Source organism: Amycolatopsis sp. cmx-8-4 (genome assembly GCF_046548675.1).
GTDB lineage: Bacteria > Actinomycetota > Actinomycetes > Mycobacteriales > Pseudonocardiaceae > Amycolatopsis.
Map to the genome: position 1 here is coordinate 47562 of NZ_JAEBDZ010000034.1, position 13513 is coordinate 61074.

Here is a 13513-nt window from a genome sequence, read left to right on the forward strand (position 1 = left end):
TCCTAGGGGTGGTCGAGGATGGTGTCGACGTTGATGTGCTGCTGGTCGAGCACGCCGCTGTAAACCCGGATGCCTCGCAGGTCGCCGTACCAGTGATCGCTGTCCTGGCCGTTGACACGACCACGCCCGAGGAAGAGGTCCTCGAGATCGCTCGCGCCGTTCCAGCCGGTGACGTCACCGACGCACTTCGGGCTGTACTCGTACGCGTCCGTCGTCGCGTACAGGCACGCCTGGTGCGTCACGGCGTCGTACGTCCCGGCGAGGTGGGTCCAGACGCCGGACTCGGCGTCCCCGTCCGGCGTCACCTGGGTCGTGCCCAGTGTCCAGTTCCACCTGGGGCGCCAGGTGCCGTTCGCGTCCTGCGCGCCGCGGTAGCCCAGGAGGTACGGCGAGGAGGACGCGCTGTTCGCGCCGAGCGCCGTGCGGCCGGCCTTGTCCACGCCCGCGGGGTCGGACGGGTCACGCTGCTTCTCCCGCTCGGCGTCCGCCTCGGTCCAGGTGTGCTTGACCCAGGCTTCGGCCGTGAAGCTCCGGTCGCTGCGGAAGTTCTGCGGGCGCGGCCCTTCGACCTGAGCGCCCCCGTCGAACGGGAAGCGGCCGACGTCCGCGCCGTCGTCGTCGGTCGTCAGCTGGAAACTCCCGCCCGGGGTGCCCGTGACACCGCTGACGGAGTCCGTCGTGGTGCCGTCGAGCTGGTAGTTCGCCCGCAGCACGGCGGTGTTGGCGAGCTCGGCCACCTCGGCGGCCGGCAGCGCGCGGTCCCACACCTGGACCTGGTCGATCGATCCCGCGAAGGCGCCGATCCGGAACGGGCCGGTCGACCGCCACGCGGTGCCCGCCGGGATCGTCGTTTCCGCGGCCAGCGTGCCGTCGACGTACAGCCGTTCCTTGCCCGCGAGCACGTCGTGGACACCCGTCAGGTGGGTCCACTTCCCGAGGTGCGGGGTGATGGAAGTCTTCGCCCACCGCCAGAGGCCCCCGGTGGTGCTCAGCCCGAACTCGAGGCTGTCGGACGTGGCACCGAGGCTGAACGCGTCGCCGGAGGCGCCTCCCTGCGCGGCGAAGGTGTAGCAGCCGGGCTTGTCCAGCTTCACCCAGGCCGAAACCGCCAGGCCTCCCGCGGTGTCCACCACCGGGGACGACGTCGCCGCGCCGGTGCCCGCCAGCGCCTGGCCCCGGCCGTGGCCGATCGAGTCGTCGGTCGCGGACCGGCCCGGCGAATCCGAGTAGCCCGGACCGTAGGCGACGTTCGCCCCGATCAGCGTGCCGTCGGCGCCGGTGGCGTCGGCCGTGTCACCGTCCAATGTGTACTCACGGGTGGCGGATAGTCCGGTCGGGACGCCGTTCTGGTTGTAGAGCGTGGTGACGTCGGCGGCGGACAGGGCGCGTCCGAAGGCCGTCACCTCGTCGATCGCCCCGTGGAAGAGGTCCGCCCGCGCTCCCGCGGCCAGGCCGCCGCCGAGGACCAGCGGGCCTGCCCCGCCCGAAGCCGTGGCCGGGATCGTCTGCTGGGCCTGGCCGTCGACGTACAGCGTCGCCGTGTGCGCCGCCGCGTTGTAGACGCCGGCGAGGTGCGTCCACACGCCCGTCGCCGGAGCCGCCGTCGAGACCGCCGACCGCACGACCGGGTTCGCGACGTCCGAGCCGCTCAGGCTGAACGCCCACTTGCCGGTTTCCAGGTACTGCAGGGCGAACCCGCTCGTCCGGGCGCCGTCCTGGGACAGCACCACCCGTCGCTTGGTCAGGTCGGCCGCGTCGACCCACGCCGACACCGAGAACGACTTGCCGAGGTCCAGGACCCGCGCGCTCGTCGCCAGGTAGTCGCCGGGCCGGCCGCTCACAGGCACCGCCTGACCGAGCTTGCCCGGCGCGAAGGGGGCCGAACCGGCACCCGCGTAGCGCAGGCCGGCGAACTGCGAGCGGGTGTCGCCCTCGAACTGCCACGCCGCCACCGGCGCCGCGGCGTCCTTGACCGAGAAGGAGTAGTCGGTCCGCGCCGACGGTGTCTCCGCGCTGTCGCACGCCCACGCGCTCAGCACGTGCGGGCCCGAGCCGGCGGGTGCGATGGTCGTGGTGGCGGGACCGCCTGGCACCGCCGGCTTCACCGTGCCGGCCTCGACGCCGTTGCAGCTCGGCGAGACCGCGTTGTCCAGTCGCCAGACGTAGTGGTCGACCGGGGACCCGGTGCCGGCCGGCGTGAACGTGAAGTCACCGGGCACACCCGGGCCGCCGCCGAACGTACCGGCCGGGTACGTCTGCGAGGAAACCGCAGGCGCGCCGGGCGCCTGCGCGACGGTCGCGCCGTCAGCCGGACGCGCGAAGACCGCGGCGGGGATGATCCCGGACACCACGGCCAGCACGAGGAAGAGCCCGCCACGGCCGGCTCTCGACCGGGAAGAACGCACAACGGAAGACACGCGGAAACCCCTCCTCCGCGACCTGGACAGTCCTGGCCGCGCCCACCGGGAACGATCGTCGATGATCGACTGCGGCGGTAGCGACCGAACGGCTCAATCTCGATCTCACACGCCACAAGTCGCACATACAGGACATAACCCTGGAGTGAACGGCCGGTTCGGCACGACCCTCGCCGGCCCGGAGCGCGTCATTCGGGCGGCCGCGACGTGCGGATCCGTGCCGCCTCGGCGCGGGCTTCGACCGCCTCCGCGGCCGCCCGGCGCCGGTCTGCCGGGAAGATCAGCAACGGTGCCAGCGTCTCCAGGGCCTCCGCGACCCGCTCTCGCCACGCGGCGAGGTCTCCGCCGTCAGGCTTCTCGTCCCGCGCCTTTCCCAGCGCGCGCAACGCGGCACGCAGCTCAGGTGAGATGGGCGAGGGCACCGGCTCAGGACTTCCGCGCCGCCAGGACCGCGTCGTACAGTTCCTTTTTGGACACTCCGGTCGCCTCCGCGACCTCCGCCGCCGCGGACTTCAACCGCTCGCCCGAAGCCACCCGGTCCGCCACTTCCGCCACCAGGTCCGCCACCGACACCGAACGCGGCTCGGCGCCCGACAGCACCACCGTGATCTCGCCGCGCACCCCGTCCGCGGCCCACGCCGCCAGCGACGCCAACGAGCCCCGCTTCACCTCTTCATACGTCTTCGTCAGCTCACGGCACACCGCCGCCCGCCGGTCCGCGCCCAGCACCGCCGCCGCGTCCGCCAGCAGGGATGCCAGCCGGTGCGGGGACTCGAAGAACACCACCGTCCGCGGCTCGGAGACCAGCGACGTGAGCCACTTCGTCCGTTCACCCGGCTTGCGCGGCGCGAAACCCTCGAAACAGAACCGGTCGCACGGCAAACCGGACAAAGCGAGCGCCGTCGTCACCGCGGACGGGCCCGGCAGGCACGTCACCGGAATGTCCGCTTCGACGCACGCCGCCACCAGGCGGAAGCCCGGATCGGACACACTGGGCATACCGGCGTCCGTCACCAGCACCACCGTCTCGCCCGCCTGTAACGATTCGAGCAACCTGGGCAGGCGCGCCGTCTCGACGTCCTCGTAGAAACTCACCACGCGGCCGCGTGGGGTGATGTCCAGGGCCGAGGCCAGCGACCGGAAGCGGCGGGTGTCCTCAGCGGCCACGACGTCGGCTTCGGCCAGCGCTTCCGCCAGGCGGGGCGAAGCGTCGCGGACGTCGCCGAGTGGGGTAGCGGCCAGGACCAAGCGGCCGGTTGTCACCGATGAGCTCACCCGGCCAGCCTAGGCGGGTCGGCGGATCCGGACGACGTACGCCCTGTCCCGCCCGTAGGATCGCCCCGTGACCGCCGTGCTGACCCGTCCCGACGACGAAAGCGTCCGGCCGGGCCCGGTCGAGGCGCTCCGGCCGCCGACCGACCGCGAGACGACCCTGCTCGGCCGCGGCATGCCGGACGACCGGCTGCGCGCTTGGCTCGTGACCATCGTGCTCACCGTGATCGGCGGCATCGTCCGGCTGCAGAACCTCGGCAGCCCGACCGACAAGGGCAGCCCGGTCTTCGACGAGAAGCACTACGTCCCGCAGGCGTGGCAGGTGCTGCGCAACGGCGGTTACGAGGACAACTACGGCTACGAGCTGGTCGTCCACCCGCCACTGGCCAAGCAGCTGATCGCGGTCGGCGAGTGGCTGTTCGGCTACAACGGCTGGGGCTGGCGGATCATGCCCGCGCTGGCCGGCACGCTCATCATCTTCCTGACCATCCGCATCGCCCGCCGGCTCACCCGGTCCACGCTGCTCGGCGCCATCGCCGGCATCCTGGTGATCAGCGACGGCGTCCTGCACCTGCAGTCGCGGATGGGCATGCTCGACATCTTCATCGCGCTGTTCGTGCTCGCCGCGTTCGCCTGCCTGCTCGTCGACCGCGACCAGGTGCGCACGAGGCTCGCGACGGCCGTCCGCGAGGGCTGGGTCAACGAGACGGTCTGGGGGCCGAAGCTCGGCTTCCGCTGGTGGCGGTTCGCGACCGGGCTGATGATCGGCCTGACCTTCGGCGTCAAGTGGTCGGCGCTCTACTACATCGTCGCGTTCGGGCTGCTGTGCGTCGGGTTCGACGTCGCGGCGCGGCGCGCGGCCGGCGTCGAACGGCCCTGGCTGGGCACGATCCGCCGGGACGTCGCGCCCGCGCTGTGGGCGATCCTGCTCATCCCGCTCGTGATGTACCTCGGCGCGTACTGGGCCTGGTTCGCCAGCGAGACGGCGACCGACCGGCACTACACCGAGATCAAGGACATCGCGCCGGGCGTCTGGGGCTGGATCCCGGCGTCGCTGCGCTCGCTCGGCGACTACTCGGCGAACGTCCTGCACTTCCACGAAACCCTGGTCACGCCCAAGGACAACCCGCACCCGTGGGAGTCGAAGCCCTGGACGTGGCCGATGGGGCTGCGCCCGATGCTCTACAGCTACGACGGCGAAGTCACCGGCTGCGGCGAGTCCCGCTGCGTCAGCGCGACGATGCTGATCGGCACGCCGGCCATGTGGTGGCTGGCCATCCCGATGCTCGCCTGGTCGGCCTGGCGCTCGATCTTCCGCGCGGACTGGCGCTACGCCGCCGTCCTGGTCGGCTACCTCGGCGGGTACGTCTTCTGGTACACCAACATCGACCGGCAGATGTACTTCTTCTACGCGACGCCGCTGGCCGCGTTCCTCGTGCTGGGGCTGACGTTGTGCCTGGGCCAGATCCTGGGCAGCGCGAAACGCGGGTTCGAAAGACGCGGGACCGGTCTGCTCGTCGTCAGCCTGTACGTCGGGCTGGTCGTGGCGAACTTCGCCTGGCTGTGGCCGATCCTCAACGGCATCGCGATCACGACCGGCCAGTGGGAGGCCGAACGCTGGCTGCCGTCCTGGCGGTAGCTCAGCCCGCGAAGTACGCCCTCGGCGTGACGCCGACCGCGCGCCGGAACGCGGCGACGAACGCGCTCGCCGAGCTGTAGCCGACGCGGTGCGCGACCGTCGTCAGCGGGATTCCCTGCGCCAGCAACGGCAGCGCCGCACGAAGGCGCACCTGGGTGCGCCACGTCCCGAACGGCATCCGGCATTCGCGGACGAAGATCCGCGCCAGCGTGCGCTCGGCCGCGCCGACGTCCCGGCCGAACTCGGCGAGGCCGCGCGGATCGGCTGGGTTGGCCAGCACCGCCGCCTCGACGTCCCGGGCCCGCGGGTCGGTGGGCGACGGCACCACGATCGGCACGACGTCGAGCGGTTCCAGCAGGTCGAACGCGACGGCTTCGGCCCGCAGCCGCGCCTCCGGGGCGACGCCGTCGCCGGTCAGGTACTCCAGCAGCTCGTGCAGCAGCGGCCGGACGGCGACCAGCCGCGGCTCCGGCCACGACACCGGGCTGCGGTCCGGGTGCGCGTAGATGCCGCGCAGCGCGGCCTTGCCGAGCGCGCCGGTCCGATGCTGGACGCCGGCGGGCATCCACAGCGCGCGTGTCGGCGGCAGGACCCAGCCGGCGTCGCCCGCCTTGACCGCGATGACCCCGCTGGCCGCCCAGACGAGCTGGTGGACGGGGTGTTCGTGCCACGGGAACCAGGTGCCGGCCGGCAGGTCGACCTCGCCGAGCAACATCGCGTGGGGTTGGCCGGTTCGCGACATCGGTTGTCAGTCTATCGGCTACCGGTCACCGCGGCGGCTCCCTAACGTCGACGGCATGCCGATGAACCTGATCCACCGCAAGATCTGCAGCTCGGAGAAGTGGGCGAACACGGTCGAGGAGCGCCTCACGCCGTGGCTCGCGGAGCGGGAACTGGGTGACGACGTCCTCGAGATCGGCCCCGGCTTCGGCGCCACGACGAAGGTGCTGCTGCGCGTCGTGCCGAAGCTGACGGTCCTGGAGATAGACCCCGCGTCGACCCAGCTGCTGCGCGCGAAGTACGGCGCCCGCGCGGACGTCGTCGAGGGCAGCGGCGCGGAGATGCCGTTCGAGTCCGGCCGGTTCTCCGCGGTCGTCTGCTTCACGATGCTGCACCACGTGCCGACGAGGCAGCTGCAGGACGCGATCTTCGCCGAGGCCGCGCGGGTCCTGCGCCCGGGCGGCACGTACTGCGGCAGCGACGGCCAGCTCAACCTCAGGTTCCGCCTGCTGCACATCGGCGACACGATGAACGTCATCGACGCGTCGATGTTCTCCGGCCGCCTCGAGAAGGCGGGCTTCGAGCAGGTCAACGTCGAGGTCCGGCCGAAGGAGCTGGTGATCTTCTCCGCGTCGAAGCCGGCTTAGCGGTGCGGCTGGCGCGGGACCACCCGGGTCACCGGGCCGTCCAGGGACTTGCCCGCCCTCGACAGCCAGCCCTCGACCTCCCGCCGCACCGAGTTGAGCGTCGGACGGCGACGTGGTTCCGGGTCCAAAGACGCCGCCAGGAGCCGCGCGTGGGCGCTGCGCTGCGGCAGCCGGGACACCGGTTCCGCACGCGCCGCCGCCATCAGCGCGGCCATCGGCGTCTCGCGGGTGCCGCGTGGGGGCTGGCCCGTCAGTGCGTAGCTGATCGTCGCCGCCAGCTGCCAGGCGTCGGACGCCGGTGAGGCCGTCGCGCCCATCGCCTGCTCCGGGGCGACGAAGTCCGGCGTGCCGATCATCATGCCGGTCGCCGTCATCTTGGAGTCGCCCTGGCTGCGGGCGATGCCGAAGTCGATCAGGTGGGCCAGGCCGCTGGGGTCGAGCACGACGTTCGACGGCTTGATGTCGCGGTGCAGGACGCCCTTCTCGTGGGCGGCCGCGAGCGCGCCCGCCATCGTCGCCCACAGCCGGCCCGCGGCGATGTCGTCGAGCGGGCCCTGCCCGTCGACCAGCTCGGCCAGCGGCCGGCCCTCGAGGTACTCCATGACCAGCGCGAGGCCGTCCGGTTCCTCGGCCAGGTCGTACACCTTGACGCAGTTCGGGTGGCTGACGACGGCCAGCGCGCGGGCCTCGCGCTGCATGCGCTCGGCGGTGTCGCGGTCCGGCGCGTGCGCGATCTTCAGCGCGACCGTGCGGTTGAGCTGGGTGTCGACGGCCTGCCAGACCGTGCCGAAACCGCCGGCGCCGAGCTGCTTGATGCGCCGGTAGCGGCTGCCGCCGGCGTTGCGCGAGCCGGGCGGCGCCGGGATCGGGCCCGGCGCCGCGGCCAGCGCGCCCGCCATCGGGGGCGGCTCGGGCGCGGACGCCAGCGCCGTCTTCGGGTACGGCTTGTTGATCGGGGGCGGCGGAGGCGGCGGGGTGGGCCGCGGCTGGACCTGCGACGGCGGCTGCTGCGGCGGCCGGTAGGGCTCCTGCTCGCGGCGCGGCGGCACGTCCGGCCGGTTGATCACCGACCACGGCGGCGGGCCGACCATCGCGACCGGGATCAGGCCCAGCACGCTGAACGGCAGGAACCCGAGCCAGAAGTGCAGCGCGGTGTTCGCTTCCATACCGACACTGAACAAGGCCATCGCGACGAACGGGATCCAGAAGAACCGGGACGGCCACTTCGGACCGCGGCGGAACGCCGTGCGCCCCTGCAGCATCACGAACAGCAGTGACCCGGCCGGCAGCACGATGAAGGCCAGCAGGTACACGAAGAACGGGAGGTCGTCGGCGCCGGTGCTGCCGGAGGAAAGCACGTCGAAGACCGTCTGACGGCCACCCAGGTAGTTCACCTGCGAGTCGACCCAGCAGCCACCGGGCCCCTTCAGCGTCGCGACCTCGCTCGCGGACAGCCCGGACTTCTGGCCGGCGAACACCATGCGGTAGACGCCCGAGACGCCGTTCGACAGCAGCCACGGCAGCACCAGCGTGCTGAGCAGGCCGATCACGCCGAACACCGACAGCGTGGTCAGGTCGTACCGGTTGCCGGTGCCCTTGCGGATGATCGAGACGACGAGCGCGCCGATCGGCGGCAGCAACGCGACGAGCGCGCCCGCCGCACTCGTGGCCCAGACCCATTCGCCGGGGCAGAAGCCCGGGCCGAACAAGGAATGGGCTAGCGAGAGCAACGCGCTCGCGAGTCCGTTCACTGCCGGGCTCCCCTCACTGTCCGTGTTCACGTCTTACCGTCACGCGGCATTTCCCCGCGGTCCAGCTTAGGACGCGCGCCGCCGCCGTTGGGTTGCCGGGTCTTTCCGGCGCCCGGATCCCGCACGGAATCCGGCGGGCCCGCCGTCGCGGCGTCATGATGGGACCGGCGGGACGTTCGACGCGAAGGAGCGGCAATGGGCGCGTACTCCGAGGCCTACCGGCGGAGCCTGGCCGAGCCGGACGCGTTCTGGCTGGAAGCGGCCAAGACGATCACCTGGACGAAGGCCCCGGAACGGGCCCTCGACGACGCGAACCCGCCCTTCTACCGCTGGTTCCCCGACGGCGAGCTGAACACCTCCTACAACGCCCTGGACCGCCACGTCGAGGCCGGCCGCGGCGGGCAGGACGCGCTGATCTGGGACTCCCCCGTGACCGGACAGCAACTCACGTTCACCTACGAACAGCTCCGCGACGAGGTCGCGCGCTTCGCCGGTGCGCTGGGTTCGCTCGGTGTGACGCACGGTGACCGGGTGATCGTCTACCTGCCGATGGTCCCCGAAGCCGTGATCGCGATGCTGGCGTGCGCGCGGATCGGCGCGGTGCACTCGGTGGTCTTCGGCGGGTTCGCGCCGAAGGAGCTGGCGGCCCGGATCGAGGACGCGAAGCCGAAGGTCATCCTGGCCGCGTCCTGCGGGATCGAGCCGACGCGCGTCGTCGAGTACAAGCCCATCATCGACGCCGCGCTGGCGCTGACCGAGCACCAGCCGGACCACGTCGTCGTGCTGCAGCGCGACCAGGCGCCCGCCGAGCTGGGCGAGCGGGACGTCGACTGGCGGGAGCTGGCGGCGAACGCGTCGCCGGCCGATCCGGTACCGGTGAAGGCGACCGATCCCCTTTACATCCTCTACACGTCCGGGACCACCGGGAAGCCGAAGGGCGTCGTCCGCGACACCGGCGGGCACGCGGTGGCGCTGGCCTGGTCGATGGCCGCGATCTACGACGTCCACGCGGGTGACGTCTGGTGGACGGCCTCCGACGTCGGCTGGGTCGTCGGGCACTCCTACATCGTCTACGCGCCGCTCCTGGCCGGGGCGACGACGGTGCTCTACGAGGGCAAGCCGGTCGGGACGCCGGACGCGGGCGCGTTCTGGCGCGTCATCGCCGAGCACGGCGTCCAGGCGCTGTTCACCGCGCCGACCGCGCTGCGGGCGATCAAGAAGGTCGACCCGGACGCGAAGGAGCTGGAGAAGTACGACCTGAAGCAGTTCCGGACGCTGTTCATGGCCGGTGAGCGGCTCGACCCGGAGACCTACCACTGGGCGCGCGAGAAGCTGGGCACGCCGGTGATCGACCACTGGTGGCAGACCGAGACGGGCTGGCCGATCGCGGCCAACCTGCGCGGCCTGGAGCCGATGGACGTCAAACCGGGTTCGGCGACCAAGCCCGTGCCGGGCTGGGACGTCCGCATCCTCGACCAGGCCGGCGACGAGCTGCCGGCCGGTCGCGAGGGCGCCATCACGATCAAGCTGCCGCTGCCGCCGGGCTCGCTGCCGACCCTTTGGGGCGACGACGAGCGCTACCGCGAGGCCTACCTCTCCCGCTACGCCGGCCACTACCTGACCGGCGACTCCGGCTACCTCGACGAAGACGGCTACCTGTTCGTCATGGGCCGCACCGACGACGTCATCAACGTCGCCGGGCACCGGCTGTCGACCGGGTCGATGGAGGCCGCGCTGGCCTCGCACCCGGCGGTCGCGGAGTGCGCCGTGATCGGCGTCGCCGACCAGCTCAAGGGCCAGCTGCCGCGCGGGTTCGTCGTGCTGAAGGCGGGCGTCGACACGCCGGCGGACCAGCTGCGCGACGAGCTGGTGGCGACGGTGCGCCGGGACATCGGGCCGGTCGCCGCGTTCCGTGACGTGTCCATTGTGGACGCTCTGCCGAAGACGCGGTCCGGGAAGATCCTGCGCAAGACCATGCGCGCGATCGCCGACGGCCGCGACGAGGCGGTGCCCTCGACCATCGAGGATCCCGCCGTGCTGGACGCGATCCGGGCGGCGTTGCGCACTTCGTAAAGTATTGTTCCAAATACACCGGCTGGTCTGTACCTTTGTGGGGGAGTCCCCGACCGGAGGTGCCTTGATGCGCTTGTCCAGAGCCGTCTTGACCGCGGCTGTCGTGAGTCTGACGGCAGCCGGCCTGCCCGCCGCCACCGCCGAAGCCACTCCGGCGGCCCCAGAACGGAGCGTGACCGACGTCGTCCCCGCGCCGGTGTCGGCGAAGGCCGACGCGAAGGCGGACTTCCGGCTCACGCCGTTCACCGTGATCAGCGCCGACCGCGGCGCCGGCCAGGTCGCGGACTACCTGCGTGGCCTGCTGCGGCCGGCCACCGGCTACCCGCTGCCGGTCGTGCCGCGCGCGTGGGGCCTGCCGGCGATCTCGCTCGAACTGGGCCACGACGCCCGGATCGGCACCGAGGGTTACCAGCTGAAGGTCGCGCGCGACGGCGTCAAGCTCAGTGCCAACACCGCGGACGGCCTCTTCGAAGGCGTCCAGTCGCTGCGGCAGCTGCTGCCGTCGGCGATCGAGGCGAAGCACGTGCAGCACCGGACGTGGACCGTCGCGGGCGGCACGATCCTCGACTACCCCCGCTTCGGCGAACGCGGCGCGATGCTCGACGTCGCGCGGCACTTCTTCCAGCCGGACCAGGTCAAGCTGTACATCGACCAGATCGCCCAGTACAAGCTCAACACGCTGCACCTGCACCTGGCCGACGACCAGGGCTGGCGCATCGAGATCAAGAGCTGGCCGAAGCTGGCGACGGTCGGCGGCAAGACGGCCGCGTACGGCGACCCCGGCGGCTACTACACGCAGAAGCAGTACAAGGACATCGTCGCGTACGCGGCTTCGCGGCACATCACGGTGATCCCCGAGATCGACATGCCGGGCCACACGAACGCGGCGCAGTCGACGTACGCGGAGCTGAACTGCGACGGAAAGGCCGTCCCGGTGCGCACCGACACCGAGGTCGGCTACAGCTCGCTGTGCATCTCCTCGCCGATCACGTACAGGTTCGTCGACGACGTCGTGCGCGAGCTGGCGGCCATCACGCCGGGCCAGTACCTGCACATCGGCGGCGACGAGGCGCACGCGACGCCGCCGGCGGACTACATCACCTTCGAGCAGAAGGTGGCGCCGATCGTCGCGAAGTACGGCAAGAAGATCACCGGCTGGCACGAGATCGCGAAGGCGTCGCCGCCGGTGTCGGCGATCCCGCAGTACTGGGACTTCGGCGGTGACGACGCCTCCGTCGCGGCCGCGGCCGCCCGGGGCAACAAGATCCTGATGTCGCCGGCGAACTACGCGTACCTGGACATGAAGTACGACGAGTCGACGCCGCTGGGCCAGGACTGGGCGGCGCTGATCGAGGTGCGCGACGGCTACAACTGGGATCCGGCGTCACTCGTGACCGGCGTCGATGAGAACCAGGTCGCGGGCGTCGAGGCTCCACTGTGGACGGAGACCATCCGCACGAGCGACGACCTCGAGTACATGGCGTTCCCGCGCCTGCCGGGCATCGCGGAGATCGGCTGGTCCCCGAAGTCCACGCACAACTGGGACGCCTACCGCGTACGCCTCGCAAAACAGTCCCCCCGCTGGGTCCTGCAGGGCATCAACTTCTACCGCAGCCCCCAGGTCGACTGGAAGTAGTCCAAAGCCGTGAAGGCCTCCTTACCGGCTCTTATGGCCGGCAAGGAGGCCTTCACGGCTTTTGCCCCAGGTGGGCGCGGATGGCGCGGCGGGCCACGGCGTAGGGGGTGACGGTGCCGGTGAGGACGGAGTCCGCGTTGGCCGCGCGGCCCAGTGCGTGCAGCTCGAAGGCCAGGACTTCGGGGTCGACGTCCAGGTGAGCCAGGGTGACGGCTTCGAGAGCCGTCGCGCGGATGAAGGCCGCGAACGAGCCGTTCGCCGCGGCCACCGCGTCGTGCACCCGGCCCGGGCGCGCGTCGAACTCCGCGCCGGCGTTGAAGAAGAAGCAGCCGCCCGGGAAGATCCGCTTTTCCGAGTAGTCCAGCCAGTTCTCGCAGATCGCCCGCAGCCGCGGCAACCCGGGCTCCGACGAAAGAGCCGGCGTCACGACGTACGAGCGGAAGATCTCGAGGGCCGCTTCGACCGTCGCGAGCTGGAGGTCCTCCTTGGACCCGAACAGGGCGAAGACGCCGCTCTTGCTCAGCTCCAGCTCGGCGGCCAGCCGGCCGAGGGACAGCCCGTCGAGGCCGTCCACCGACGCGACGTCCACCGCCCGCCGCAGCACCAGCCGGCGCGTGGCGTCGCCGCGGGCGACCCGGCCGTCAACCGGCACGCCGCGCCCGCCATCGGTCCACAGTGGACTGTACGCCGGCGCTCCACTGCTCGGCCAGCGTGGGCGTCGCGAGCACACGGTCCGCGAAGTCCAGCGCGGCCCCGACGTGCTCCGGTGGCAGCTGCCCGTAGTTCGCGAACGAGATGACGTACACCTCGGCGATCGTCGGCCCGTCCGCGCGCTCGACCAGCTCGACCGCGCCCGACGTCGGCACGGTGCCCGGCCGCAGCACGCGCAGGTACCACCCGGAGCGCCCCGAGTCGATCATCGCCGGGGTGATGTCCTTGCGGCCGGTCTTCATCGCGAGCTTGAAACACGGCGAACGCGGCTGGGAGACCTGCACGAGCGCGTCACCCCAGGCCTAGACGTCCCCGATCCGCACGTCGTCTTCGGTGACCCCGGACAGGGAGATGTTCTCGCCGAAGTCGGCCGTCGACACCTCGAAGCCGTCTTCGCGCCAGGCCGCGTAGTGCTCGGCCGGGTAGACGTAGACGGCTTTGTCGGGGCCGCCGTGCACGGTGAGGTCGGCCTGCCGGTCGCCGTCGAGGTTCAGCTCGGCGAGCTTCAGCTCCGGCGCCGTGACCAGCGCCTTGGTGATCCCGCTCAGCACCGGCAGCTCGCGTCGGTACCCCAGGACGCTCGGTTCCCCCACGTAAACGCTGTCGACGTTCATGCCTCGAAGATAGCACGATCGTTCGTATTGTTT

10 protein-coding genes and 1 pseudogene are annotated in these 13513 nt (G+C 71.5%); 4 read left to right on the forward strand and 7 right to left on the reverse strand.

Going from position 1 to position 13513, the window contains the following annotated elements; genetic code table 11:
* Positions 1-2: 2 nt before the first annotated feature.
* From ACLJQZ_RS41445 to rsmI, 3 genes are all read right to left on the reverse strand, one after another.
* Positions 3-2417: a LamG-like jellyroll fold domain-containing protein gene (locus tag ACLJQZ_RS41445; protein ID WP_410626401.1), complete on the reverse strand. Its 2415-nt coding sequence runs from the start codon at positions 2415-2417 to the stop codon at positions 3-5.
* A 188-nt stretch (positions 2418-2605) separates the two neighbouring features.
* Positions 2606-2839 carry a hypothetical protein gene (locus ACLJQZ_RS41450; RefSeq protein ID WP_410626403.1) on the reverse strand — a complete coding sequence of 78 codons (234 nt, stop codon included), beginning with the start codon at positions 2837-2839 and terminating at the stop codon, positions 2606-2608.
* A gap of 4 nt (positions 2840-2843) precedes the next feature.
* On the reverse strand, positions 2844-3680 hold the full coding sequence (gene rsmI / locus ACLJQZ_RS41455; RefSeq protein ID WP_410626458.1) for a 16S rRNA (cytidine(1402)-2'-O)-methyltransferase: 837 nt from the start codon (positions 3678-3680) through the stop codon (positions 2844-2846).
* Between the two features lie 79 nt (positions 3681-3759).
* On the opposite strand from rsmI, the gene ACLJQZ_RS41460 reads away from it, so the two are divergent.
* Positions 3760-5328: a dolichyl-phosphate-mannose--protein mannosyltransferase gene (locus tag ACLJQZ_RS41460; protein ID WP_326944488.1), complete on the forward strand. Its 1569-nt coding sequence runs from the start codon at positions 3760-3762 to the stop codon at positions 5326-5328.
* Position 5329: 1 nt separating this feature from the next.
* Here ACLJQZ_RS41460 and ACLJQZ_RS41465 read toward each other — a convergent pair whose 3' ends face one another.
* Positions 5330-6043: an AraC family transcriptional regulator gene (locus ACLJQZ_RS41465; protein ID WP_410626460.1), complete on the reverse strand. Its 714-nt coding sequence runs from the start codon at positions 6041-6043 to the stop codon at positions 5330-5332.
* 82 nt (positions 6044-6125) lie between these two features.
* Here ACLJQZ_RS41465 and ACLJQZ_RS41470 point away from each other — a divergent pair, with 82 nt between their 5' ends.
* Positions 6126-6695, forward strand: a complete 570-nt coding sequence (locus ACLJQZ_RS41470) for a class I SAM-dependent methyltransferase (RefSeq protein WP_410626405.1) — start codon at positions 6126-6128, stop codon at positions 6693-6695.
* Here the strand turns inward: ACLJQZ_RS41470 and ACLJQZ_RS41475 are convergent.
* On the reverse strand, positions 6692-8446 hold the full coding sequence (locus ACLJQZ_RS41475; RefSeq protein ID WP_410626407.1) for a protein kinase domain-containing protein: 1755 nt from the start codon (positions 8444-8446) through the stop codon (positions 6692-6694). The two genes, ACLJQZ_RS41470 and ACLJQZ_RS41475, sit on opposite strands and share 4 nt — an antisense overlap.
* Positions 8447-8641: 195 nt before the next feature.
* On the opposite strand from ACLJQZ_RS41475, the gene ACLJQZ_RS41480 reads away from it, so the two are divergent.
* Both ACLJQZ_RS41480 and ACLJQZ_RS41485 read left to right on the forward strand, forming a co-directional pair.
* Positions 8642-10519 carry a propionyl-CoA synthetase gene (locus ACLJQZ_RS41480; RefSeq protein ID WP_410626409.1) on the forward strand — a complete coding sequence of 626 codons (1878 nt, stop codon included), beginning with the start codon at positions 8642-8644 and terminating at the stop codon, positions 10517-10519.
* A gap of 67 nt (positions 10520-10586) precedes the next feature.
* Complete coding sequence (locus ACLJQZ_RS41485; protein ID WP_410626411.1) at positions 10587-12155, forward strand: beta-N-acetylhexosaminidase; 1569 nt, start codon at positions 10587-10589, stop codon at positions 12153-12155.
* 52 nt (positions 12156-12207) lie between these two features.
* Here the strand turns inward: ACLJQZ_RS41485 and ACLJQZ_RS41490 are convergent, their stop codons facing one another.
* Both ACLJQZ_RS41490 and ACLJQZ_RS41495 read right to left on the reverse strand, forming a co-directional pair.
* Complete coding sequence (locus tag ACLJQZ_RS41490; RefSeq protein ID WP_410626413.1) at positions 12208-12807, reverse strand: TetR/AcrR family transcriptional regulator; 600 nt, start codon at positions 12805-12807, stop codon at positions 12208-12210.
* A pseudogene (locus tag ACLJQZ_RS41495) lies at positions 12797-13480 on the reverse strand (MOSC domain-containing protein). The gene ACLJQZ_RS41490 and the pseudogene ACLJQZ_RS41495 overlap by 11 nt, the downstream one beginning before the upstream one ends.
* Between the last annotated feature and the right edge of the window lie 33 nt (positions 13481-13513).